A 24763-nucleotide genomic window follows, 5' to 3' on the forward strand; every position below is an offset into this window, starting at 1 on the left:
ACATGAGCCATTCCCTGCATCGCTTCGGCAAGCCCGAAGACCTGAAGAACGACTTCTGCATCTATTCGCGCGCCGCCAAGGGCATCAACCGCGACGACTGCGGCGACAAGCTGCGCCGCACGCTGGAGATCTACCTCAAAAACGACGTCGTCAACTTCGGCTCCAGCCATGCCGGGCGAAACTACCTCTCGGGACTCAAGCCCGATGAGTACGCCAAAACGCTGGACAATTCCTATGGCATCATCGCCACCTTCGCCGACCGCAATGCGGTCAAGGGCGTGCTCGCCCAGCTGAAGGAGGTGGCGCTCGGCATCTCGGTCGTCGTCAGCGGCCTGATCGACGAGGTCAAGCAGATCGCCTACGAGGTGGGACTCAGGCCCCACACCGCGCTCCTGTCGCTCGGCATCTACGGCAAGCGCTCGCTGCTGCCGGCCGACGACGTGCTGGCGGTGACGACCATGTGCGGGCACTCGCTGGTTAGCGCCGCGCTGGCCCGCGAGGTCATCGACAAGGTGAAGAAGGGCAAGCTGACGCCGGAGCAGGGCGCGCGGACGCTGGCGCGCCCCTGCCCGTGCGGGATTTTCAATACCAAGCGGTGCGCCGAGCTTCTGGAAAAGCAGAGGAGCACCGCCCAGTAGCCGGAAAGGCGATCCGGCAAGCGGCCGCCCGGCGGCCGACCACCATCGTCATCGTCTCAACGAACTGTCCAACAACGAACGGGAGGAGACTATGAACGTAAGGAGACGGCATCTTTCGCAACTGACCGGCACGCTGTGCGCCGCCGGCCTTCTTGTCGCCTCGACCTCGGGGGTATTGGCCGCCGACACACCAGCCTATCCGGTGAAGACGGTCACGCTGATCACCCATTCCAGCCCAGGCGGCGGCAGCGACCTGTTCCTCAGGCAGATGATCAAGTACCTGGGCCCGCAAATGGGCGTCACCTTCGTGGTGAAGAACGTCCGCGGCGGCGGCGGCGCCAAGGCGTTGGCCGAACTGGCCAAGCTGCCGCCCGACGGCTCGGCCTTCTACGCGACGACCGACACCTGCATCCAGACCCCGATGTTCGGCAAGGTCGAATACACCATTCACGACCTCGAACCCGTGGTGAATGTCTTTGAGGACCCCGAGGTCATCTACACCCGCAAGGACAGCCCGCTGAAGAGCCTCAAGGATGTCATGGCGGCGGCCAAGAAGGACCCCAAGAACGCCAAGTGGGGCGGCGGTACGGCGACCGAACTCGGCCGCCAGGTTCTCGAACGGCTCAAGGAGATTGTCGGCGTCGACCTGCCGATCGTCTCCTTCGAGGGCGGCGGCGACGCCATGATGGCCGTGCTGAACGGCAGCATGGACATCGCGGTCGGCGAGCCGGGCGAGGTTTCGGCGCAGTTGGAAGCCGGCAAGATCCGCCTGCTGGCGGCGTTCACCGAGCAGCGCCTCGCCACCTATCCCGACGTCCCGACCGCCAAGGAGCAGGGCGTCGACCTGGTGCTGACCAAGTTCCGCGGCCTGACCGGGCCGAAGGGCCTGCCGACCGACGTCGTCAAGGCTTGGGAAGAGGCCATCCCCAAGCTGTTGGCCAACCCGGAATACAAGAAGGCCTACGACGAGGACAGCCTGATTCCGGCCTTCAAGGACCAGAAGGCCTTCCAGGCCTATCTGGCCAAGACCGAGGTCGACCTCAAGACCTACCTCACCAAGATGGGCGTCATCAAATAGCCGGCGGAAGGGCCGTTTTCAAGGGGGCGGGGGGAGTCTTCCCCGCCCCGCTGGAACCTTCGCCGGGCTCGCCGATGGGGGACAAGAGCAGGAGCAGGAGTTGCACCATGCGCAGGGATTGGATCGCCGGACTGGTCTTTCTGGGGCTCGCGGTCGCATATTACGTCTTCGCCGATGACATCCCGCGGAGCCAATTGAGTGACGTTGTCGGCGCCGCGTCCTATCCCAAGCTCCTGGCGGTGTGCCTGGGCGGGCTCGCCGTGCTTCTCGTGCTGGCCGGCCTCGCCGCCAAGCCCGCGGCGGCGTCCGAGGCAACGCGCAAGGAGCGGGCGGCCAAGGACCTGCGAGGGTTCTACCGGGCGGGCGGCACACTGGCGCTTGGCATCGGTTTCCTGCTGATCATCAACTGGGTCGGCTACGCGGTGACGGTGGCCCTGCTGCTCGCCGCCATGCTTCTCTACAACCACATGAAGCCCGGATGGCGCATGGTCCTTTTCGCGGCGGCCGGCGGCGGCGGCTTCTGGCTGCTGTTCGGCGTCGTCTTCGACGGCGCGGTACCGGCCGGAATCTGGCCGAAACTGTTCGGAATCTGAGGACGAGGCCATGGAACAGATCTTCTCGATCATCTTCGACGTCATGACCGGCACGCCGGCCCTGATTGGCGCCGCCATCGGCATCACCTGGGGCATCATCGGCGGCGCCCTGCCAGGCATCTCGCCATCCATCTCGATGGCGCTCATCCTGCCGCTGACCTACACCATGCAGCCGGTGGTCGGCATCATCACGCTGGCCGCGGTCTACTGCGGCGCCGAATACGGCGGTTCGATTCCGGCGATCCTCATCAGCACGCCGGGCACAAATGCGGCCGGCGCCACCGTCATCGACGGCTACCAGATGCAGCTCAAGGGCCGGGGCGGCGAGGCCCTCGGCATCTCGCTGGTCAGTGGCGTGATCGGCGGCCTGGTCGGCTTGGTCCTGCTGGTCACCCTGACCGGCTGGCTGGCGGACGCGGCACTGCTGTTCCGGCCAGCCTCCTATTTCGCCATCGGCATCCTGGGCCTTTCGGTGATCGCCAGCCTGTCCGAGGGATCGCTCGTCAAGGGCCTGATCTCCGGCATCCTCGGCCTGATGATCGCCACCGTCGGCAACGACCCGATCTCGGGCGTCAACCGCTTCACGTTCGGCTCGGTCGACCTGATCTGCGGGTTCGGTCCGATCCTCATCATGGTCGGCCTGTTCGCCGTCAGCGAGCTGTTCAAGGAGAGCGGCCAGGCCTCGTGGCCCAAGGCGCAGGCGGCAACGAAGATCAAGCTTCCCAGCTTCACCCTGTGGCGCAAGCGCTTGGCCATCCCCCACCTCATCGGGGTGATCGTCGGCACCATCGAGGGCATCGTACCGGGCGCCGGCGGCACCGTCGCCGCCTTCATCTCGCGCAACGAGGCCAAGCGCTGGTCGCGCCACAAGGAGGAGTTCGACCACGGCAGCGTCGAGGGCGTGGCCGCACCCGAGTGCTCAAACAACGTGGTCACCTCGACGTCGCTCATTCCGCTGCTGTCCTTCGGCATCCCGGGGTCCAACTCCTCGGCCATCCTGCTCGGCGGCATGCTGCTGCACGGGCTCCGGCCCGGGCCAATGATTTTCGTGCAGAACCCGGAGGTGGTGTACGGCCTGTACGGCGGCCTGTTCTTCGCCAACCTCTTCCTGCTGGTCATCGGTCTCGTCTCGGTGCGCGGCGCCCTGTGGCTGGTCAACCGGCCGAAACCTTACGTGCTGGCCGTCGTCTACGTGCTCATCTTCTCGGGCGCCTACTCGCTCAACCACAGCCTGTTCGAGCCGACCGTGGTGCTGATCATGGGCGTGGTCGGCTACCTGCTGCGCTACATCGGCCTGTCGCCGCTGCCGATGGTGCTGGGGGTCGTACTCGGCTTCATGGTTGAGACCAACTTCCGCCGCTCGCTGCAGATCTCACAGGGCGACTACGGCATTTTCCTCGGCGATCCGGTGAGCATCATCCTCTTGACGCTCTCCTTCGTCTTCGTCTCGGTATCGATCTATCGAATGGTGCATGAATCCAGAAAACAAGCCTGACATCGGTGCCGAGGCCTTGACGGATCTCAAGAGCCACTTCTGCCTGGGTGCCGTGCTGCTGATGATCGGCGGCGCCCATCTCGTTCCCGAAACGGCGGACTTCGACCGGGCGAAGCTCGTCCTCATCGGCATCCTGGCCTCGGCCATCCTGCTGTGGTCGTTGGAGGTGCTGGACGCCGCGGTCAGCGCGCTGCTGGTCATGGTGGCCATGGTGCTGAACGGCATCGCCCCGCTGTCCAGGGTGTGGGGCGAAATGGGCGATCCCATCCTCGGCCTCATCGTCGCCGTCTACGTCGTCGCCTTCGCGGTGAAGAAGAGCGGGCTGGACCGGCGCATCGCGCTCGCCATCATCGCGGCGGCCGGCGGGCGGGCCGGGCTGGTCCTGCTCGCCGTCATGGCCACCACCTACGTCTTCGCCTTCTTCATCCCGACGGCGATGGGCCGCGCCGCCATCCTGCTGTCGGTGGCCGGCGGCCTGACCGGCGCCGGCGGGATGACCGATCGCAACCTGCTCAAGGGGGTGTTCATCGGCATCCCCTACGTCTCGCTGCTGGCCAGCAGCGCGACCATCACCGGCGCCTCGGGCATGGTCTACGCGGCCGGCCTCTTCGCAGGCCAGCTCGGCTTCTCCTGGAGCTACATGGCCTGGCTCGCCGCCTTCACGCCGATCGCGCTCGTCACCCTCGCCCTTTCCTGGGTCCTCCTGCTGTGGCTTTTTCCCCCGCAGCGGGGCGAGGAGGCGGCGTTGGCCGAGGGTCTCCGCCGGCAGCGCGCCGACCTGGGCAAAGTGACGCCCGGGGAATGGAAGGTCCTGGCGATCCTGTTCCTCATGCTGGGCGGCTGGATGTCCCACGACCTGTACGGCCTGGACACCGCCACCGTCGCCCTGGTGGCGGCCGTACTTTTCTTCCTGCCCGGCATCGAGATCATCCGCTGGCGGGAAACGGCCAAGGCGGTCAACTGGGGCAGCCTGGTGCTGTTTGCCTGCGGGCTGGCGCTGGCCGACGCCATGGCGGCGACGGGGCTGGCCAAGACGTTGGCGCTGCATCTCGCCAGCCTGCTCGACGGCGCCCCGCTGTGGGCCGCCGCCGCCGGGGTCGCCCTCCTGATGGCCCTAGTCCGCCTCGGCCTCAATAACATCACCTCAGCCCTGGCCGTAGCCTTGCCGGTGGTGTTCTCGCTGGCGCCGGGCCTCGGCGTCAGCCCGGTATGGCTGGGCATGGTGGCGATCGCCGGCAGCTGCCTCGCCTTCCTGCTGCCCAGCCAGTCGATCGCCACGCTGGCCAGCTACGGCATGCGCCATTTCGGCATGCGTGACCTGCGCCGCGCCGGTCTTGGCGTCACCGGGCTGCTGGCCCTGGCCATCGTTCTCGCGGCTCTGTACTATTGGCCGTTGATCGGCTATTCACCGGCATAGGAGGTTTCGGCGGGATGAGCTTGCAACCGTCTTGCCTTTCGGTCCAGCTCGCAGCATGTTCCCGTTGGACGGGTTACCGATTCCAGAAGTGGCGCACAACAGTCCGCTCAGTTATTCCGTGCGAGGTCCGGTGTTGGGAAACAGCAGCCCTGACCTGTGATCGACCGCCAGCCGCTACCTCACTGCTCGCACCCCTCCCGCGCAGCGCGTTCGTTCTCCGTCCGCTCTCTTCAGTTCGAGTTGAATAACACCGTACCATCCTCCTTGCCACTATTGGACCAGGAGGAGAAAGGCTATGGGGCATTCCGAATATGATCCGGGCGCACAAGATCGGCGGCCCTGGAATGTATGCCGAAAGATTGGCGCCAAGCGTGCGCTGAAGCCCCAGCAAGTCTGGGCTATCAGGTTCTGGTTGGATCGAGGGCGCAGACTGCATGACCATGCGATGTTCGATTTGGCGATCGACAGTAAGCTTCGCACCGCCGGAGGCCGCAAAAAAGAATGGAAGAGGCTTTGAGTGGCTGACCTTCATGCATAACGAAGATGAATCAGGGACCGGAAGATCGCGGATAGAGAACAGCCGTGTATCTGTAGTGGGTTGGGTGGTAGGCGCCCTGGTATAGTTCCAGGGGCACTAGCGACGAGTCGTAAAAAATCCGTGTGATTCTTAGCAAGGCCGTCCCCTCGGCAACGTCAAGGTGCGCCGCGAGGGCCTTGTCCGCGATGATCGGCTCGACGACCTGCTTGGCATGATCGATCCTGCGGCGGGACACGGCCTCGACCGCATGGATCGCTCCTTTTGCCTTGATCAGGGTGTCGGCCGACAGCAAGCTGCCAACCTCCGGCGGGAAATAGTACCGGATGTGGACGAGCGGCCCACCGTCCGAGGAATAGTTGATGCCTTCGATCATCTTGTGCCGCCTGCGCTCCGAGATCTCCGCGAATTCCAGAACGTCCGCCGGAGGCACGATGTCGGCTTCGCGCGTCACCCGGAAATAATACGGCATCAGCACGTCCTCGATGACGCCAGTGAGCGTCACCGACCAGTGTCGATGTCGATCCTCCGAGACGAAGGTGCCACTCCCCTGTCGACGCACCACCAGATGGCGTCCGACCAGTTCATCGAGCGCTCTCCGCACAGTGATCCGGCTGACGCCAAACATTTTGCAGAGGGCATGTTCGCTGGGCATGGGGGCGCCGGGCTTGAACTCGCCTGCGGCTATGCGGTCACCGAGCTTGTCGGAGATCTGTCTGTAGAGCGGGACCAAGCTGCCAGTGGGCTTGTCGATCAAGGCCATTGCACGTCCAAAGTTGTTATGACAACATGTCGACATGATAACGAAGCTCACGGACATATTGCACCGGGCTTTGCCTAGAGGAAAGAGAATCCGATGAAGTTGAGGCCGGGCTACGACGTGATTGTGGTCGGTGGCGGTACGGCAGGCGCCATCGCCGGCATCGCCGCAGCAAGGACGGGTGCACGGACGCTGGTCGTTGAGCAGTATGGCAGTCTGGGCGGTGTGCTGACGTTAGGCATGTCTCTTAAGGGCGTTTGGGACGGGCAGGGCCGAAAGGCCCTCGGGGGCATCGGCGAAGAATTGATCGAAGGGGCAAGGGCGATGGACGGCGCCACGGATGTCGCCCACCATCCGCGCCACGGTTCCGTTATGGGGCAGGACCCGGAAGCCGTGAAACTCAAGCTTCTTGAAATGGTTGGCACGTCCGGCGTGCATCTCTTGCTTCACAGTTTCCTTATCGACGCCTTGATGGAAAAGAGCGGGATTCAAGCGATCCGCGTCGCCAACAAGGCTGGTATCGAGATTATTCCCGCCAAATGCTTCGTCGATTGCACCGGAGATGGTGATCTTGCTGCCAGATCTGGCGCGGCCTTTTGGCGCGGAAGAGAGAGCGATCAGGCGATGCAACCGGTATCGGCTATCTTTCGCGTGGGCGGGGTCGACTTGGATCAGACGTGGGCCTATCTGGAGGAGCATCCGGAAGACTTCGAGGCGCCCGATGGGCAGGTCGGCGGCGAGTATACCGTCGGGAAGTTCCGCAACGTGCCGGGAACGGGTGCGGCTGGCTTCAAAAATCTCATCCGCAAGGCGCGCGAGGCGGGCGATTATCATATCCCCCGGGACGACATGGGTTTCAACCCGATGCCGGGGCGTCGCGAGGTGACCATCAACCTCACCCGCGTGCACGGCGTCGACGGTACGGACCCCGACGATCTCACCCGGGCGGAAATAGAATCCCAACTGCAGACCCTCGAAGGCGTCCGTTTCCTTCGAAAGTATGTTCCCGGTTTCCGGGATTGCTATGTCGTTTCCAGCCCCTTTCAGGTCGGTATCCGCGAAACCCGCCATATCCAGGGGGCCTACGTACTGACTGGCGATGACGTGCGCCAGGGCCGCGACTTTCACGATCAGGTGGCGCGGGGCGCCTATCCGTTGGATATCCACGACGTCGGAAAAGACGATAAGGAATCGCAAAGCAAGGTGGATGGCGGCGGGACGGATCTCTCGAAGATCAATCGTTCATACGGTATTCCGGCGCGCTGCCTGGTGCCTCTGGGCATCGACAATCTCACCGTCGCGGGAAGAACCCTGTCAGCCACCCATGCCGCCGCTGCCTCGGCGCGTGGACAGCCGGTTTGCATGGCGACCGGCCATGCCGCCGGTACCATCGCCGCGATGTCGGCCATAAAAGACATTCCGCCATCCCAGCTTTCGATCGCCGACGTTCGGGATGTATTGCGAAAACAAAAAGCGGTGATCGATCTTGAATAACATAGAGCAGCCAAGGGGCTGCCCGGGCAAAGGAGGACACAGAATGATGCGTAAACTCGCACTCGCCCTTGTCGGACTGTTGGCGCCGACGCTTCTGGGAGCCGCACCGGCCGTCGCCCAGGACTATCCAAGCCGCACCATCAGACTCATCGTTCCCTATCCGCCCGGCGGCTCTGCCGACCTCATTGGCAGGATGCTGGCGGATCAGTTGACCGAAAGGATGCGCCAAACGGTGATCGTCGAGAACCGGGGCGGTGCCTCGGGGGCGATTGGCAGCGAGGCGGTGGCGCGCGCCAAGCCCGACGGCTATACCGTGCTGATCGGCATCGCCGATACGCACGCCATCGGTCCTGCCGTCAACAAGAACCTCCCCTACCATCCCATCAACGATTTCGAACCGATTTCCCTTCTGGCGACGCAGCCGCTCGCTCTCGCGGTCGGCCCCGCAGTCAAGACCGACACGCTGGACGCCTTTGTCAAGGCGGCGCAGGCCGCTCCCGATGCGATATCCTACGCCTCGAACGGGGTGGGCGGCATTCAGCACATGGCCATGGAATCAATCGCTTCCATGGCAAAGTTCCAACCGTTGCACGTGCCGTTCCCGGGGTCCGGACCGGCCATGGCCGACGTCATCGGTGGCCATGTCGACGCCATCTTCATCAGCCTTCAGGGCGGTGAGGCTCTTTTCAAGGCGGGCTCTCTGCGGGCCCTGGCCATCGGCGCCCCAAACCGCCTGCAGGCCGCGCCAAGTATCCCGACTTTTGCAGAACTGGGCTTTCCGGATTTCATGGCCCAGCAATGGTACGGCCTGTTCGCCCCGAAGGGGCTGTCGACGGAGATCGTGGATGTCCTCAACAAGCAGGTCGCGGTGTCGATGAAGGACCCCAAAATCGCCGACAAGCTCGGGGCCGCCGGCACGACGGCAATCGGCAGCGCCAGTGCCGAATTCGCGACCTTCCTCAAGGATCAGGTCGTGATGTGGGACAAGGTCGCGACCGAGAACAACATCACGGTCAAGTAGAGCGGCCCTAAACGCCGAGCAGGTTCGGGACTGGCCCTGAGGAGGGGCCGGTCCCGAGCAACTGGAAAGGTTGAATCGTGTTACAGCGCGATTATCGCGATATGGTCGCCGGGGCGACGTTGTGTGCGCTCGGGATGTTCGTGGCTCTTTACTGTTCCGCCAATTACAGCCTGGGATCGCTGACCCGGGTGGGACCGGGGATGCTGCCGACGGCACTTGGGGTCCTTTTGGCGGTCATGGGTGTGACGATCGCCGCCCTTGCCGTCTTCCGAAGCGGCCCGCGGGTTTCCGTCGAGGGGCGTCCGGCCTTGGCCGTCATGGCTAGCGTCGCGGCATTCGCGGCAGGCGTCGACCTGGCGGGGCTGGTCCCGGCGATCGCCCTTCTCACCCTTATCGCCAGCCTTGGAAACAGCACCCTGGGGGCGACGAAGGCCATTCTTCTGGCCGCCGTTCTTAGCCTGGTTGGCACCCTCATCTTCCGCGTCGGCCTTGACCTTCCGGTCGACGTCATTCGGTGGCCCGTGTAATGGAATACTTCGGCACGTTTCTCCAGAGCGTCTCGCTCGGCCTCGATACGGCGCTTCTCCCGGTCAACTTGTTTTACTGCTTCGTCGGCGTTCTGGTCGGAACCCTCGTCGGGGTGCTGCCGGGGATCGGCACGCTTGCCGCCCTCTCGCTGGTTTTCCCCCTGACCTTCCACCTGCCGGCGACGACCGCGCTGATCATGCTTTCCGGCATCTGGTACGGCACGCTCTATGGCGGCTCGGTCGCCAGCGTCCTTCTCAATGTCCCGGGGACGCCCTCCACCGTCGTCATCTGCATCGAAGGCTATCCGATGGCCAAGCAGGGACGGGCCGGGGTCGCGTTGTTCATGAGCGCGGTGGCATCCTTCTTTGGCGCCACCTCGGGCATCGTGATGACGATGCTGCTGTCGCCCTATTTCGTCAGTTACGGGCTGAGCTTCGGCGCCGCCGAATACTTCTCTCTGATGCTGCTTGGCCTTGTGGCGGCTTCGACCATCGGCACCGGCGCGCCGCTCAAGAGCTTCGCCATGGTCCTCCTCGGTCTCATCCTCGGCACCGTGGGAATGGATATCTTTACCGGCCAAAGCCGAATGACTTTCGGCATCATGCCGTTGCGCGACGGGATCAGCCTGGTCGCCCTCGCCATGGGCGTATTCGGCGTATCCGAGGTGATCGCGAGTGTCCGGACGGTGCGGGGAGGGGAGGTGGATCGCAGCAGCGTCAAACTGCGCGCGATGATCCCGACGCGCGAGGACATCCGCCGATCATGGCTGCCGATGATCCGTGGAACGGGCATCGGATCCTTCTTCGGCATACTTCCCGGCACCGGCCCGACGGTCGCCTCGTTCATGGCGTACGCGATCGAAAAAAAGGTCACGCGCCACCCGGAACGCTTCGGAAAGGGAGCCATCGAAGGCATCGCCGCGCCCGAGTCCGCCAACAATGCCGCCGATCAGACGGCCTTCATCCCCACGATGACTCTGGGCATCCCCGGCAGTCCGACGATGGCAATTATGCTGGGCGCGATGATGATTCAGGGAATTGCGCCGGGACCAATGATGATGAGCAGCCACCCCGACCTGTTCTGGGGGCTGATCATGAGCTTTTGGATCGGCAACATCATGCTGCTGCTCCTCAACATCCCCTTGATCGGGATCTGGGTTCGGCTTCTGACGATCCCCTATCACCTGCTTTATCCTGCCATCCTGATGTTCATCTGCATCGGCGTCTATTCGGTCAACAACGACAGCTTTGATGTGTGGGTGGTCCTGTTCTTTGGCGCAGTCGGCTATGCCATGCGCCTGGCCGACCTTCCGTCCGCGCCCTTGTTGCTGGGGTTTGTGCTGGGCCCGCTGGTGGAGGAGAACTTCCGTCGTGCGATGATCTTGGCGCGCGGCGAGCCTGCGACCTTCATCGAACGGCCGATCAGCGGCACGATCATGACCATCACATTCTTGCTGCTGGCCTGGGGCGTGTGGCGAACGGCTCGTGGCAGGCGAGCCAACGGGATGTCGGCAAGGGTGTAAAACGTCGATCAGTCAATGGCAGCCTGGAGGAAGGCGAGCGGATGTCGCGTCCAGTTCATACCACGACGGGCGGCAGACTCGGCGTATCGTCCTGGGATTTCCTCGGAATACAACTCGGCACCGCCGGCACTAACATCGTTCCCTATTTGCCGGATGGCTTCAGTCTCTGCCGGGGACGAACTCCGACCACAGGGTTTCCGCGGTCTCGCGTAGATCGCCGACAAAAAGTGCGGCAAGTCGGGACAAAGGTTGGGCACGCGCGAACACAATCCGAGGCCTTATTTCGACCCGCGGTCGAAAGCGTTTGCGAATCAATCCGGGAAAAAGGGTGGGATGCACCCAGGGATCGACCAGGGCAATGCCGACCCCAGCATTCACCAGCAGATAGGAAGTGATGGTGTGATTGACGGCCACCGTGATGTCGAGTTCCATCCTGCAGCGACGGAACGCCTGCTCGATGCGATGGAAGAATGGGTTTCGCGCATTGGTAATGAGTGGAAAATCGCCAATATCGGTGGGGCCGATGAAGGGAAGGTCGCGTAAGGGGTGATCCTTCCGTATCACGCAAACCAGCTCCGTAGCTCCCAGGTCCTCAATGGTGAGCCCCGGATTCTGCGAAGGCGTGAAGATGAGACCAAGGTCAATCTGCCGTGAAGCCGCAAGATCAACAATTCTTTGAGTATGTGTGACATCGATCAGGAAGCGCACGTTGGGTCGACGTTGACGGAACCGGTTCATGGCATCCGTCAGGAAGGCATAGGTCAGGGTCGGCGTGGCCGCAATGCTGATCAATCCGGAATGGGCGGTCCGCAGATCGTCGGCGAAGCGCTGGATGGCGCCGAGCTTCTCGAACAGGCTCTCGACCTCGGGATAAAGGGTTATCGCTTCGGCCGTCGGGTGAATCCGGCCCTGCTCGCGCCGGAACAGCTTCATGCCAAGCTGATCTTCGGCATGGCGCAGGGCCGTGCTGACGGCCGGCTGGGAAATGCGCAGCATGCGGGCCGCTTCGGTGATCGTGCCGCCCCGCATGATGGCCCGGAATATCTCCAGTTCGCGGAAATTCATCATCCCATCATAAATGGGGGTTATGGGGGGTGAAAGAAATCTTATTAGAAATGATGGATGTTTGATAGCACTCTATTGCGAGATGTCTGCCAAAAAAGACTCACTAATTGCGCGTCGTAGCAGCAGGAAAGGCGCGAGAGGGAGAGGTCGATGGCGACGGTCAGCATTCGCGACGTTCACAAGTCATTTGGCCCCGTGAAGGTCATCCACGGCGTGTCGCTGGACATCGCCGATGGCGAATTCGTTGTCCTCGTGGGGCCATCGGGATGTGGCAAGTCAACCCTTCTCCGGATGATTGCGGGGCTCGAGGAAGTCACGGCAGGAGAAATCCACATAGGCGATCGGCGGGTCGACGAGCTGTTGCCCCGGGACCGCGACGTCGCAATGGTGTTCCAGAGCTATGCGCTCTACCCACTGAAAAACGTGTTCGACAACATGGCGTTCGGCCTACGCATGCGGCGCAGCCCGAGAGCGACGATCGATCAACGGGTAAATGGGGCGGCCTCCATTCTTGGCTTGCAGGACTACCTCCAGCGACTCCCCAAAGAGCTCTCTGGAGGTCAGCGGCAAAGGGTCGCCATGGGCCGCGCCATCGTCAGAGCGCCCCAGGTGTTCCTGTTCGACGAACCCTTGTCCAATCTTGACGCCCGTCTTCGCGTGCAGATGCGGATCGAGATCAAGCTTCGTCACCAGCAATTGCGGACTACCACTGTCTACGTGACGCATGACCAGATCGAGGCCATGACCATGGCCGACCGCATCGCCGTCATGCATGATGGGATCGTCGAACAGGTCGGAACGCCCCTCGAGCTTTACGACCAGCCCGCCAATACCTTCGTGGCCGAATTCATCGGTTCGCCCTCCATCAACATGATTCCTGGACGTCTGCGGCGGGCGGGAAGCCAAGCTTGGGTCGAGACGGGGCAAAATCTCCGCCTGCCCGTATCGCCGCAAGCGGATGGTCTCGACGGCCAGTCCGTCCTTTACGGCGTGCGTCCCGAGACTGTCGCGGTGGGTTCTAAGGGAAGCGTGCGCACGCGGGTGGATCTTGTCGAACTGGTCGGGGCCAATCTCCAGGTGTTTGCAAAGGTCGGTAGCCAGCAGGTCTGCGCGATCCTTGATCGGTCGAACAAGGTCACGGCCGGGGATGACGTTTGGTTCGGGTTCGAGCCCCAGGCGGTTCATCTTTTCGACGAACAGACGGGGCGGCGGGTGTGAATTCAGGCCGCGACGGCCCAGTGCGACCCGTGAACGTCTCCAAGAACAGGGAAAACCCGAACGACAACAACAGGCTTCGATAGGAGAGCAGCCATGTCCGTGCAGATGATGATGCGACGCGGATGGATGGCCGGCGTGGCCGGCCTCTTCCTCCTAGGGGGCGTCGTGACAGCCGTGCAGGCGGCCGACAGTTCCTACAAGGGAAAAACCATCCGTTTTTTGAGTTCCAGCAACGTCCACCAGGAAGCCTTCGCCGACAAGCTCAAGGAAATCGGTAAGGAATGGGGGATGAAAGTCGAAGTTCGCATGGTGACCACCGACGAACTGCAGAAGAAGGTGGTTCTGGATTTCGTCGGCAAGGCCGATACGTGGGATCTGGTCTATACAGGCGGCGTCCAAAGGACCTTCGAGTGGTTCGATGGGGGAATCATCGACGATCTCGCCCCGTACATGGAGAAGCATGGTGACAAGTCGCTTCTGGACTGGCAAGGATTTACCGAATCCGCCCGTGGGGCCGTGACGTTCGATAAGCACATCCTGGGCATCGCGATGGCGACCAGCGACCAAGCGGTCGCCTACCGCAAGGACGTCTTCGACAACGCCGACGAGAAGGCGGCGTTCAAAGCCAAGTACGGCTACGACCTGATGCCGCCGGCAACATACAAGCAGTATTACGACATCGCCCAGTTCTTCACCCGCAAGAAAGGCGAAACACTGGCCGGGCAGGTGTTGGACAACGACTTCTACGGCATCATCAACTCCAACAAGAAGGGTACCTTCCTTTGGCACGACTATGAGAACCAGCTGATCGCCTTCGGCGCCCACGCCTGCGACCCCAAGACGCTCAAGGCCGGCCTGATGAGCCCGGCCAGCATCGCGGCTGCCGAATACTACAAATCGCTGGTTCCCTTCTGGCCGGCGAACCACATCAACATGAGTAGCGGCGAGGCGACCACGTTGTTCGCCACCGGCCGCGTCGCCATGCAGTTCGAGTACTTCGACCGCGTCATCTTCACGGTAGGTAAGAAGGAAACCCCCATCACCGCCGAGAAGGTGGGCTACGTCGTACCGCCGACGGTCGAGGGCAACCCGTTGGGCGTAAAGCACCCGTTCCGCTCGGGTCCAGCGGTGGTCTCGCTCTACAGTCTCTCCAAGAACAAGGAAGCCGCCTACAAACTGCTGGAGGCGGCGGTTTCGGCCGAAAACCAGCTCGACATGGCGCGAAAGAAGCCGGGCTACATGCCGACCCGGACGGCCACGATGGTGGACCTGGCCAAGGAAATGCCCGTCGTCCAGTACCTTATCGATGTCGCCAACGGTGCTGCCGACGCACTTTCCGACGCCCAATTGATGCCCTATCCCTGCATCCTGAAATCGTCGGAAATTGGTGATGCGATCAGCGACTCCATCTCGGCCATTCTGGTCGGGGGCGGCGTCAAGGCGGAACTCACCAAAGCCAACGAAAAGCTCGATAGGGCTTTGGCCTCTCTGAAGAAAAACTGACCCCACCGACGTGGCCTTTGCCGCGGCAGAACGCCGCTGCGAAGGCCCGTTCGCCACGACCTCTCGTCTCCAGGAAAGGAAAGCCCATGCCTGAATTTCGCGTCAGGGCGCTTGAGATCCACAGCAGCTATGCATGGGATTTTGATTGGGTCCGCAAGGCGCTCGCCTTCATCAAGGACCATGGGATGACGGCTCTCGTCCTCCACCGCAATGACATCGTGGATATGCTGACCTATCCGGCGACCGTGTTCGGGCGGGGGCAAACCTTCAAGAATATCGTCGATCGCTACCGCGGTACCCACCTGGACCTCTACAAATATGTCGCTCATGGCCGCAGTACGCCCGTCCAGCGCCGCGACTACATGCTCCGGGTCATCGATCTCGCCGCCCGTCAGGGAACCGAGGTGTGGTTAGAAAACAAGGAACTGTGGTTTCATGACGTCTTCGTCGAATTCAACCCGCAGGTGTTCAAGAACGGCACCCTATGTCCTAGCGAACCCGCGTGGTGGGATTTCATCCGCGCCAAATATACCGAGCTGTTCTCCGATATTTCCGGGATTGACGGCATCATCACGGCGCCAGCGACGCGCGAAAGCCGGCTGTCGATCTCCGGCCATCGTTGCTCCTGCGAGATATGCCGCGCCATGGCTCCGCAGGATTGGTATCGCAACCTGCTGTCGGCCATGTACGAGCCTATCCATGCCGCTGGAAAGACGTTGGTCGTCCGCGACTTCGTCTTTGACCTCAAGACCCAATCCGAGATCGCCGCGGTGATGGAACAGCAACCCGAGGACGTCGTGATCGCCCTGAAGAATACGCCCCATGACTACTACCCGACATTTCCCGACAATCCCCGCATCGGTAAGGTGGGACAACACCGCCAGTGGGTCGAGTTCGACACCATGGCCCAGTATTTCGGTTGGGGGGTGGGACCCAGCCATATGGTGGACGACATGCGCTACCGTATGGGGGTGGCCCGCGACCACGGGATCGACGGTGTCCTTATCCGCACGGATTGGGAGGCGTTGGAATCCCACTCCTGCTTCCACACGCCGAATCTGCTCAATCTTCATGCCGCGGCGGCGTTGTCGATCGACCGCGCCGCGCGGAAGGAGAAGATCTATCGCGAGTGGCTGAGCGAGCAGGGATACCTGAAGGCCGACGCCGGCGAAAAGGACATCGAAGAGGCGGTCGCGTGGTTCATCGACCTTCTGGGCGATTCCTGGGAGATCATTCGGCGCAGTCTTTATACCAACGACTGCGTGTTCTCGGACTCAAGCACCTATCCGGTCAGCCTGGACCATGCCTGGTGGCTGGCTGAGGAGAAGAACAGCCTCAGGGACTGGGATCCAACCAAGCAACACGCCATGGACGCCGACGAACCCAACGTCAGGCGCATCCTCGCCGAGAAGGACGAGGCCGTGCAGCGGGTCGAGGCGCTGAGCGAGGTCCTGGCGCGCCGGCCCGCCGCCCTGACCGATGCGTCATACCGCGAATTCGCCGCGCGCATCGATGTCTTCCAGCGCTACGTCCGGGGCTTCCGCGAGATCGGTCATGCCTGCATCCTGACCAAGTACATTGTCGAGAACCCGTCGCCGTCCACCTACCGAGCCGAAGCGGAAGGCATGCTGGCCGACCGCCTTGAAGGCCTCCTCACGCTGGCCAGGGAATTCCGTGCCTTCCGCGACGTCTCGGATGCCCGCTACACGACCTACCTGCTGCTTGGTCCCGACCGCTTGGAAGTCCTCCACGACGATCTCAAGGCGAGGCTTTCCAAGGCCGCGAATCCTCGGTCGGTAACGGTATAGACAGCACAAGAGATCGTCATGACCATTCCGCAACAGCGCCGGATATTCCTGCTCTTCTTCCTGCTGCCGGGGATGGCTTACCTCGTTATCGTTCGGATCGTCCCGGCGTTCTTTACCTTCTTTCTGAGTTTCACTCGCTGGGATCTGACCGAAAGGAGCGGGCCTGAATTCATCGGGCTCAGAAATTACATTGAGATCCTGCACGATCAGCCATTCCTGTATTCGGTGGGCCGGACCTTGTTCTTCACCGTGGCCGCAACCGGAATCGAGCTTGTTCTTGGCTTCCTGATCGCCCTTTTCGTCCACCGGGATTTCCTCGGCAAAAACGCGGTCCGCGCCTCCATTTTGACGCCGATGGTCATCACGCCGGCCATCGTCGGGGTCATCTGGTACGTACTTTTCCATTCCCGTATCGGACCGCTGAATTGGTTCCTGACGCTATTGGGTCTTCCCACGGTGGAATGGCTGAACGATCCGAATGTCGCCCTGCTTTCTCTCATCATCACCGATGTCTGGCACTGGACGCCGTTCATGTTCCTGTTGTGCCTGTCGGCGATGCAGATGATCCCCGAGGAACTTTACGAGAGCGCCGAGGTCGACGGCGCCTCCCGCGGGCAGATGCTGGTTCACATCACCCTGCCGATGATCCGCGATACCTTGGTGGTGGCCGTGATCCTGCGATCCATGGAGGCGTTTGAGATCTTTGCTGAGCCCTTCGTGATGACCGGTGGCGGGCCGGGCGACGCCACCGAGACGCTCAGCCTTCACATCTATAAGGCGGCGTTCCTGTTTTTCGAGATGGGATACGCCGGCGCGATGGTGGTGATTTCCATCGCCATCCTGGTTTCCGTCTACTCGTTTTACTGGCGGTTCATCAAGTTCGATTGAGGCGGCGAATGGCCATACGCAAACGAAGCTGGATCGGACGGTTGGGCGTGGCTGCCGGGGTCGTGACCTTGGTCGTCGTCTCTCTCTTTCCGGTCTACTACATGCTGCTGACGTCCCTCAAGGGATCGACCGACCTCTTGGCGGAACCACCCAGTTTCCTGTTCACGCCGACGCTGGACAATTATGTCCAACTGCTGGTCGATGGTCAGTTTTCGCGGTACTACCTGAATAGCATCGAGGTGGCCTTTTGGTCGTCGCTGATCGCCGTGTTCATTGGCACGATGATGGCGTTTGCCTTCAATCGCGTGCAGTTCCGCCTTCGCAAGTTGCTCTTCTTCCTCATCCTGGTGCCCCGCAGTTTTCCGCCGGTGACAACCATCATCCCGGTATTTTTCGCCGTGCGGGCTCTCGGCATGATGGATCAGATCTTCACCCTGGTGCTCTTCGAAGCGGCCGTCCGCCTGCCGCTGGTCGTGTGGGTGATGCGCGGCTTCCTGCGCAATGTCCCCAATGAACTGGTCGAAGCCGCCATGCTCGACGGCTGCACACTCACTCGCACGTTCTTCCAGATTGTGCTGCCGTTGGTCGCCCCCGGCTTGGTGGCGGTCGGCATCATCACGTTCATCGACACCTGGAATGCCTTTCTGGTGCCGCTCGTGCTGACCAATTTCGACGCGGTGACCGCCCCGGTCGCCATCCTTTCCTACATGCAGAGCGAGGAAGCCCTCATCTGGGGCATCATCGCCACCGGCGGCTTCCTGACTATCCTGCCGATCCTGATTTTTTCGCTGCTTCTCCACAAGTTCCTGCTGCGGGGCCTGACCGCAGGCGCCGTGAAATAGGAGGGGGACGATGACCTTCGCTCTTCGCGGGTTGGAACTCCATGGCCGCCGCATGTGGGAGAGGGAGTGCATTCTCGAAGCGCTGGGCTTTATCGAGCGTCACGGGATGAACGCCCTGATCCTGCATGAAACCGACCTCCTACATGAGGTTCTTTTTCCGCGGGCCTATTTCGACCCCTACGCGCAGTGGAAAAGTGCGCCGACGCGGCGGGGCGAGAACGCCATCCAGAACAACCGTGTCTATCTTGACCATGTCCTGAAACTCGCCGGCAGCCGCCACATCGCGGTCTGGCTGGAGATCAAGGAATTGGGCTTTCCCGACGAGGTCGTCGAAATGCGGCCCGATCTGATCAAGGACGGCCACATCTGCCCGTCCGATCCCTTCTGGGGCGAGTTTATCGGAACCTTGACCGACGAGCTCTTCACCGACTTTCCTGATATCGCCGGGCTCATCGTCAGCGCCGGCTCGCCGGAGGGGCGGGCCTCACGCGCCCAGAACAAGTGTCACTGTGCCTTGTGCGAAAGGACCTCGCTCGAAGACTGGTACCACCAGTTGATCATGGCCATGTGGAGACCGGTGGGAAGGCACGGCAAACGTCTGGCCATCCGGGACTTCGCCTATAAGCCCGCCGACCACGAACCGCTGATTGCCGCCGTCGGCAAGGCTCCGCGTGACATCATCTTCTCTATCAAGGCGACGCCGCACGATTTCTATCCGACCTTCCCCGACAATCCGGCGTTCGGGCGCCTGGACCGGGAACAGTGGGTGGAATACGACGTGATGGGGCAATTCTACGGTCTGGGCGTCGTGCCCTGCTTCGTGTACGACGATCTCCGGCGTCGGCTCGACCATGCCCGATCGAAAGGCGCGACCGGGGCCGTCTTCCGTGCCGAATGGGAGCGGGTGAACGACTGGTGGTGCCTGGGGACTCTGAATGAGGTCAATCTGATCGCCGCGGCCTTGATGGCGCGAGGAGAGGCGGTAGACACCAACGAAGTGTGTCGGCGATGGCTGGACGACCATGGCTGGGCGCGTGGCTGTGCCGGATGGCTATCGACGATCCTGCGGGAAGCCTGGCCGATCGTCCGGCGCGCCTTGTACATCCAGGACTTCATGTTTGCAGACAGCAGTTTTTTCCCCCGCAGCATCGGGCGCGCGTGGTGGACGATGGAAACCAAGCACAGCCTTTCCGCTTGGGATCCTTCTCGGGCAGACGATCTGCGGCTGAGCCCGGAGCGGCTGCACGCCATGCTCGCAGAGAAGGCGGAGGCGGTGGCCCGGGTCCATGCTTACGCCGAGCGGGTTCGCGTCGGTGACCCATCGGTTCCGCCCGATTTCCACGAGCAGCTTGTGGCGCAGGCTGACCTGTTCGTCACCTATGTCGAAGGCTTCGAGAAATGTGCCCGGGTCTGCCTTCTCGCTCGCACGTCAACAAACGGACGCGGCGAGCGGCTCCATGCCTTGAAGGAGGCGATCACTGATCTCGAGTCCTATGGGCAACGCATCCGTCCCCTGAGCGAGGAGGCCCGTCACCCGCATCAGGTTGTTCTCCTGCTCGATCACCGCCGCGTCGCAGACATCGCCAGAGAGGGCCGGGCCTGCCTGGAACCGGCCAAATAGGCTGGAATGTGATAGCTCAAGGCAGGACGACCCTTCGCATTAATTCAAGGCGCGCCATTTTTGTAAGCAGGTAAACGAGGATTTGGCACAGTGCGCGGCAAACCGCTTCGCAGTGATCAGCATCTCGCCTGCTGATGGCCGATAGCAAGATTGTGGTGGGCCTGTCGAGAAGCAGATAGCGGCTGAAATCGTTCGCCACTTGCCGACCGGAGCCATAGGACTGGGTGGTTGCGGCGATTTCGGACCACCTCGCCAGACGAGGGCGTTGGTATCTCTGTTGGTTGTGCCCAGGCGGAGGTCAAAAAATTTTCTTTATAGATCAACCGGTTGGAAAATTTATGGCATGCCGCCCCTGGCACCATTCCCTTCCCTCCCTACATTCCCTTCTGCCGTACCCCGTTCGCTGTGATCTCCACAGCCGCCTGAAATTTCTTGATTTTCAGGCAGTTCGTCGCGTTGGAGCATCGGCGGAGACAGGTGGTCGCAGTTGGTCCAACGGCGGTTCCTGTGGGTACTTTTGTTGGTATGGAATCGAACCGATGCCGCTCTCGGATGTGACGTGCCGGAATGCCCGGCCGGGCCCCAAGCTCCGCAAGCTTTCCGATGGGGGTGGACACCAGTTCTGGGTCCAGCCGACCGGCGGGCGCCTGTGGCGCCTGGCGTATCGCTTCGGCGGCAAGCAGAAGCTCCTGTTACAGGAGTTGCTCCAGCCTCAGCTATAGAAGCAATCGGGGAAGGGCATACATTGCCCCGAGAAGCGCCGCTGTTGTTACCATCCTTTTGACCACACCCGCCCAGGGCGAGCCGTACATCTGCCGGTCCCTAAGGACATCGACCCGTTCTTTCAGATTGCCAAGCAATCCCACGGCAGCCATCGCCCCAAGAGTTAGTCCGGGGTGTTCGCCCATGAAGTTGAAGATTGGCGCTCCGTTCTGCTGTACGAAGGCCGGCAGGAGCATGGCCACTACAAAGAATAATACAGCCATGATTAGTGCTGGATAGCTTGTCGTCAGGATGAAGTATCTCAGCACTATTGCGCGTGTCGGAAGATCAAATGCGCGGAAAATTAACACCCAGAGACGATGGTCGATCCATCTGATGGTGGAGATGGCGTATATCAGTATTAAGGAAATTACAAAGCTGACAATGTAATTGCATGTATAGACTTCTTTCAAAAAGTGGTGATAGCCCTGCTTGCTCATGGTCTCGCCCACTGCTGCGGCGGTGAGTATGGCCTCCCCGAAGGTTGCAAATGCAGGGGCAAATAACCATGCGGCTGCAATAGGTGGGATTACGTAGTTCGCGAACTTCGCGATGCGTGGGTCGCTTTCCACATGGGTGGGCATCGCGAAGAAGCCTATGCCGAGGAGCATCAACCAGCGCCCAGCTTTCGTGTCGTAAAAGAACTTCTCGACCATCCCCCTGATTTTCTCTCGCATCGCCATCCATGAGCTATGGGTCCCGTATTCCGAGGCCTTGTATCAGTGAGCGAGCCAAATTCCCAACGTCGGTTCGGCCGCGCCTTTGCGGCCAAGCGCGGAGGTGTTCCTATCGAAGCAGCCTGCCGACGGTTGAAATATGTCAGAAATTAGCTTATGTTTCTGACAATCGGAGACTCATCATGAACACGCTGGCCAAGACAATCCTCGCGCACACCGAGAAACGTCCGGAAGGGGCGCCGATCTGCGCCAAGGGGTTGCTGCATCTGGGCAGCCGGGCCGCCGTGGACCAGGCGCTGTCCCGCCTGGTCAAGCGAGGGCATCTGCTGCGGGTCGGGCGTGGCGTCTATGTGCGGCCGGTGGAGAGTCGGTTCGGCACGCGCCCGCCATCGACCTCGCAGGTGATCGAGGCCTTTGCCGGTCTCAAGGGCGAGACGATTGTTCCGCACGGCGCCGCGGCCGCGAACCGGCTCGGCCTGACGTCGCAGGTGCCGATCCGCGCGGTCTATCTCACGTCCGGGCCGAGCCGGCGTCTGACTGTCGGCTCCCAGACGGTCGAGCTTCGCCATGCGCCGCGTTGGCAGCTGGCGCTTGCCGGCCGCCGGGCCGGCGAAGTTCTCCGCGTCCTGGCGTGGCTGGGGCCGGAACGGGCCGGCGAGGCTCTTGCCATGCTCAAACGCAAGCTGCCTAAGGCGGAGCTGGAGGAGATCGCCTCGGTGCGATCCATCCTGCCCACGCGGCTCGCCGAACAGATCGGCAAGATCGTCGTGAATGGCTGAGGCGTTCTTCCAGCTCTCCGTTCGGGACCGGCGGGACGCGCTGGAGTTTGCGGCGTCGGCCAGCGGGCGGCCGGCGCACCTGCTTGAGAAGGATGTCTGGGTCGTCTGGGCGCTCGCCACGCTCTTCTCCTCGCCGATCGCCGAGCATCTGGTCTTCAAGGGCGGGACCTCGCTCTCCAAGGTTTACGCGGCGATCCGCCGGTTTTCCGAAGACGTCGACCTCACCTACGACATCCGAGAACTGATCCCGGACTTGGTCGTCGATCGCGCCGAGGCGCTCCCGCCCAACCGAAGCCAGGAGAAGAGGTGGACCCGCGAAGTGCGCGCCCGCCTCCCCCAATGGATCGCCGAGACCATCGTTCCCGAACTGCACAAGGCGATCGAGCGCGAACATCTGCCTGTGACCGTGCGTTCCGAGGAAGAGAAGGTCTTCATCGACTATGAACCGTTGGCGGCCGGCTCGGGTTATGTCGGCCCGTCGGTCATGCTCGAATTCGGGGCGAGGTCGACGGGGGAGCCTGCCGAAGTTCACAGGATCGGCTGCGATGCCGCCGATCACCTCAAGACCCTGACCTTCCCCGAGGCGTCGCCGCGCGTCATGCGCGCCGAGCGAACCTTCTGGGAGAAGGCCACGGCCGTTCATGTCTTTTGTCTCCTCTTTTGTCTCCAGCGTCGGCTGCGAGGCGATCGGGTCGTCCGGCACTGGCATGACCTCGTTCGCCTGGATGATGCCGGCTACGCCGACGCGGCGTTGCGGGATCGCGAGCTCGCCCTGGCGGTGGCGCGGCACAAGGCGATGTTTTTCGCGGAGAAGGACGCCGAGGGCCGAGCCATCGACTACACCGCGGCAGTCACCGGGAATATCTGTCTCGTTCCTGAAGGAGCCGCGCAAGAGGCGCTGGCCGACGACTATCGGCGCATGGTCGATGACGGGCTGCTGCTCAACGACGAGGAGGCTTTCGAAATGCTGATCGAGCGCTGTCGGAGCCTGGAGCGAAAGGCCAATGCCTGACCGAAGAGGGAAAATGCGATGCGGGCGTATCGATCGATATGACGCTCCCTCGGGCTCGGCGATCGAGGCTTCAAACTCCCCTGAAAAATTCGCCGGTGCAAATTCTCCGACGGAAGCCCATTGAGGGGTTCGGCAGTTCCGGGAAGAAGCCTACCAACGGGTTGACGAGGCGATTTGGAACCCGAACCGCGCCACAAGGCCCGAACCGCGCCACAAGGATGGTGCATTGGTATCTCTGTCGGCTGACCCGGGCCCGGGACAAAAAGTTTTCCTTGTGGATCAACCGCTTGGAAAATTTATCGCATGCCGCCCCTGGGCACCATTTCTTTTCAATAGGTTACGAGGCGTCCTTAACGGGCACTTTTTTTGTCGCTTGGCCTCTCAGCCGTAGCTGGCGCAGCCGACCGGCGGCCGATAGCCCGACATCCCCGATCCCGCCCGCACCATCTTCTTTCGCTCCTTTCCGACGCTCGCCGTTGCCGAACGTGGTTCGGTTCATCTCGGCCGTCATGCGACCGGTTTGCCGTCCGCAGGTGGGATCGCCGCTTCGATCAGGGCCGCTGTCCTTCCGCCACGACCTCGCGCGTGGTGGCGACGAAATGCCGGATGAACGGCGACAGATCGTCGGCGGGCCAGACAAGGGCCAGTTCGACAGCGTCCGGCAGTTCGGGAAGCGGCCGATAGGCGACGTCGGGATGAGGCATGCGGGTGACCCAGGCCGGGACCACGCCGACCCCGATGCCGGCGGCGGCCAGCGTGACGATCGCCAGGTTGTGGCTGACCTCCTGGACGATGCGGGGATGAAAACCCAGGAGCCGGCAATGCTGCATGGTCACGTCCTGATAGCCGACGCCGACCAGTGGCGAGAGCGCCAGAAAGGGCTCGTCGCGCAGGTCGCCCAGCGTCAGGCCATTCTTGGCGGCCAGCGGATTGTCCTTGGCCAGTACCGCCACGAATCCCTCGGACGACAGTTTCACCATCGACAGGCCGCCCAGGCTGCGGGGCGGGCGCACGAAGCCGATGTTCATCTTGCGCGCGGCCAGCGCCTCGACCTGCTCGTCGGTGGTCAGGATGCGGATGTCGATGGAAACATTGGGATAGTGGCGCAGAAAACGGCGGATGATCTCGGGCAGGAACAGAACCGGTCCCAGATGGACGGCGCCGATCACCAGCCGGCCGGCGTTCTTGCCGACCGCGTTCTGGGCGGCCACCACGCCCTCGCCGACGTTGGCCAGCGCGGCCAGCGCATGCTCCAGAAAGGCCTCGCCGGCTTCGGTCAGTTTCACGGTGCGGGTGGTCCGGTCGAAAAGGCGAACCCCCAGCCGTTCCTCCAATTGCCGGATCTGCTGGCTGAGCGGCGGTTGGGCGATGCCCAAGCGTTCGGCCGCCCGTCCGAAATGCCTTTCCGCGGCGACACGGGTGAAATAGCGCAGGTGGCGAAGCTCGATCTGATTGATATTCATTTCATATAAATATCCAAAATAAATATATTAGACAACATGATCGA

General features: G+C 62.1%; 22 protein-coding genes. 18 read left to right on the forward strand and 4 right to left on the reverse strand.

Annotated elements, in window-relative coordinates:
* The first annotated feature begins 2 nt into the window (after positions 1 to 2).
* The 5 genes from ODR01_RS20460 (at position 3) to ODR01_RS20480 (ending at position 5221) form a co-directional block, all read left to right on the forward strand.
* Entirely contained in the window at positions 3 to 638 is a 636-nt protein-coding gene (locus tag ODR01_RS20460) for a hypothetical protein (RefSeq protein ID WP_316979559.1), read from the forward strand.
* 91 nt (positions 639 to 729) lie between these two features.
* Positions 730 to 1716, forward strand: coding sequence for a Bug family tripartite tricarboxylate transporter substrate binding protein (locus ODR01_RS20465; RefSeq protein WP_316979560.1), 987 nt, complete (start codon positions 730 to 732; stop codon positions 1714 to 1716).
* Positions 1717 to 1823: 107 nt separating this feature from the next.
* Positions 1824 to 2309, forward strand: coding sequence for a tripartite tricarboxylate transporter TctB family protein (locus ODR01_RS20470; protein ID WP_316979561.1), 486 nt, complete (start codon positions 1824 to 1826; stop codon positions 2307 to 2309).
* Between the two features lie 10 nt (positions 2310 to 2319).
* Positions 2320 to 3804: a tripartite tricarboxylate transporter permease gene (locus tag ODR01_RS20475; RefSeq protein WP_316979562.1), complete on the forward strand. Its 1485-nt coding sequence runs from the start codon at positions 2320 to 2322 to the stop codon at positions 3802 to 3804.
* Positions 3782 to 5221 (forward strand): SLC13 family permease, encoded by a 1440-nt coding sequence (locus ODR01_RS20480; RefSeq protein ID WP_316979563.1) that lies wholly within the window; start codon positions 3782 to 3784, stop codon positions 5219 to 5221. Before ODR01_RS20475 ends, ODR01_RS20480 begins: the two co-directional genes overlap by 23 nt.
* A 548-nt stretch (positions 5222 to 5769) precedes the next feature.
* On the opposite strand, the gene ODR01_RS20485 is transcribed toward ODR01_RS20480, so the two are convergent.
* Complete coding sequence (locus tag ODR01_RS20485) at positions 5770 to 6519, reverse strand: GntR family transcriptional regulator (protein ID WP_316979564.1); 750 nt, start codon at positions 6517 to 6519, stop codon at positions 5770 to 5772.
* A 93-nt stretch (positions 6520 to 6612) separates the two neighbouring features.
* Between ODR01_RS20485 and ODR01_RS20490 the strand changes: the two genes are divergently transcribed.
* The 4 genes from ODR01_RS20490 (at position 6613) to ODR01_RS20505 (ending at position 11081) form a co-directional block, all read left to right on the forward strand.
* Entirely contained in the window at positions 6613 to 8010 is a 1398-nt protein-coding gene (locus ODR01_RS20490) for an FAD-dependent oxidoreductase (RefSeq protein WP_316979565.1), read from the forward strand.
* A gap of 43 nt (positions 8011 to 8053) precedes the next feature.
* On the forward strand, positions 8054 to 9031 hold the full coding sequence (locus tag ODR01_RS20495; RefSeq protein ID WP_316979566.1) for a Bug family tripartite tricarboxylate transporter substrate binding protein: 978 nt from the start codon (positions 8054 to 8056) through the stop codon (positions 9029 to 9031).
* A 77-nt stretch (positions 9032 to 9108) separates the two neighbouring features.
* On the forward strand, positions 9109 to 9558 hold the full coding sequence (locus ODR01_RS20500; RefSeq protein WP_316979567.1) for a tripartite tricarboxylate transporter TctB family protein: 450 nt from the start codon (positions 9109 to 9111) through the stop codon (positions 9556 to 9558).
* Complete coding sequence (locus ODR01_RS20505) at positions 9558 to 11081, forward strand: tripartite tricarboxylate transporter permease (RefSeq protein WP_316979568.1); 1524 nt, start codon at positions 9558 to 9560, stop codon at positions 11079 to 11081. The genes ODR01_RS20500 and ODR01_RS20505 overlap by 1 nt, the downstream gene beginning before the upstream one ends.
* A 159-nt stretch (positions 11082 to 11240) precedes the next feature.
* Here ODR01_RS20505 and ODR01_RS20510 read toward each other — a convergent pair whose 3' ends face one another.
* On the reverse strand, positions 11241 to 12149 hold the full coding sequence (locus ODR01_RS20510; RefSeq protein WP_316979569.1) for a LysR family transcriptional regulator: 909 nt from the start codon (positions 12147 to 12149) through the stop codon (positions 11241 to 11243).
* Positions 12150 to 12296: 147 nt separating this feature from the next.
* Between ODR01_RS20510 and ODR01_RS20515 the strand changes: the two genes are divergently transcribed.
* The 7 genes from ODR01_RS20515 to ODR01_RS25300 all read left to right on the forward strand — a co-directional run bounded on the left by ODR01_RS20515 (position 12297) and on the right by ODR01_RS25300 (position 20748).
* Complete coding sequence (locus ODR01_RS20515; protein WP_316979570.1) at positions 12297 to 13364, forward strand: ABC transporter ATP-binding protein; 1068 nt, start codon at positions 12297 to 12299, stop codon at positions 13362 to 13364.
* A 93-nt stretch (positions 13365 to 13457) separates the two neighbouring features.
* On the forward strand, positions 13458 to 14867 hold the full coding sequence (locus ODR01_RS20520; RefSeq protein WP_316979571.1) for an ABC transporter substrate-binding protein: 1410 nt from the start codon (positions 13458 to 13460) through the stop codon (positions 14865 to 14867).
* Positions 14868 to 14953: 86 nt separating this feature from the next.
* Positions 14954 to 16675 carry a hypothetical protein gene (locus ODR01_RS20525; RefSeq protein ID WP_316979572.1) on the forward strand — a complete coding sequence of 574 codons (1722 nt, stop codon included), beginning with the start codon at positions 14954 to 14956 and terminating at the stop codon, positions 16673 to 16675.
* A gap of 18 nt (positions 16676 to 16693) precedes the next feature.
* Positions 16694 to 17563 carry a carbohydrate ABC transporter permease gene (locus tag ODR01_RS20530; RefSeq protein ID WP_316979573.1) on the forward strand — a complete coding sequence of 290 codons (870 nt, stop codon included), beginning with the start codon at positions 16694 to 16696 and terminating at the stop codon, positions 17561 to 17563.
* Positions 17564 to 17571: 8 nt separating this feature from the next.
* Positions 17572 to 18405: a carbohydrate ABC transporter permease gene (locus ODR01_RS20535; protein ID WP_316979574.1), complete on the forward strand. Its 834-nt coding sequence runs from the start codon at positions 17572 to 17574 to the stop codon at positions 18403 to 18405.
* 10 nt (positions 18406 to 18415) lie between these two features.
* The gene (locus ODR01_RS20540; RefSeq protein WP_316979575.1) at positions 18416 to 20026 is read left to right on the forward strand and encodes a hypothetical protein; all 1611 of its coding nucleotides are present in this window, start codon (positions 18416 to 18418) and stop codon (positions 20024 to 20026) included.
* 539 nt (positions 20027 to 20565) lie between these two features.
* Complete coding sequence (locus ODR01_RS25300) at positions 20566 to 20748, forward strand: Arm DNA-binding domain-containing protein (protein ID WP_394356860.1); 183 nt, start codon at positions 20566 to 20568, stop codon at positions 20746 to 20748.
* On the opposite strand, the gene ODR01_RS20545 is transcribed toward ODR01_RS25300, so the two are convergent.
* Entirely contained in the window at positions 20743 to 21444 is a 702-nt protein-coding gene (locus ODR01_RS20545; protein ID WP_316979576.1) for a hypothetical protein, read from the reverse strand. The two genes, ODR01_RS25300 and ODR01_RS20545, sit on opposite strands and share 6 nt — an antisense overlap.
* A gap of 203 nt (positions 21445 to 21647) precedes the next feature.
* Here ODR01_RS20545 and ODR01_RS20550 point away from each other — a divergent pair, with 203 nt between their 5' ends.
* A complete protein-coding gene (locus ODR01_RS20550; RefSeq protein WP_316979577.1) occupies positions 21648 to 22244 on the forward strand; it encodes a DUF6088 family protein in 597 nt (198 codons plus the stop codon).
* Entirely contained in the window at positions 22237 to 23256 is a 1020-nt protein-coding gene (locus ODR01_RS20555; protein ID WP_316979578.1) for a nucleotidyl transferase AbiEii/AbiGii toxin family protein, read from the forward strand. The genes ODR01_RS20550 and ODR01_RS20555 overlap by 8 nt, the downstream gene beginning before the upstream one ends.
* Before the next feature lie 551 nt (positions 23257 to 23807).
* Here the strand turns inward: ODR01_RS20555 and ODR01_RS20560 are convergent.
* Positions 23808 to 24719 carry a LysR family transcriptional regulator gene (locus ODR01_RS20560; protein WP_316979579.1) on the reverse strand — a complete coding sequence of 304 codons (912 nt, stop codon included), beginning with the start codon at positions 24717 to 24719 and terminating at the stop codon, positions 23808 to 23810.
* Positions 24720 to 24763: the final 44 nt, after the last annotated feature.

It is taken from the genome of Shumkonia mesophila, from assembly GCF_026163695.1.
Taxonomy (GTDB): Bacteria; Pseudomonadota; Alphaproteobacteria; order Rhodospirillales; family Shumkoniaceae; genus Shumkonia; species Shumkonia mesophila.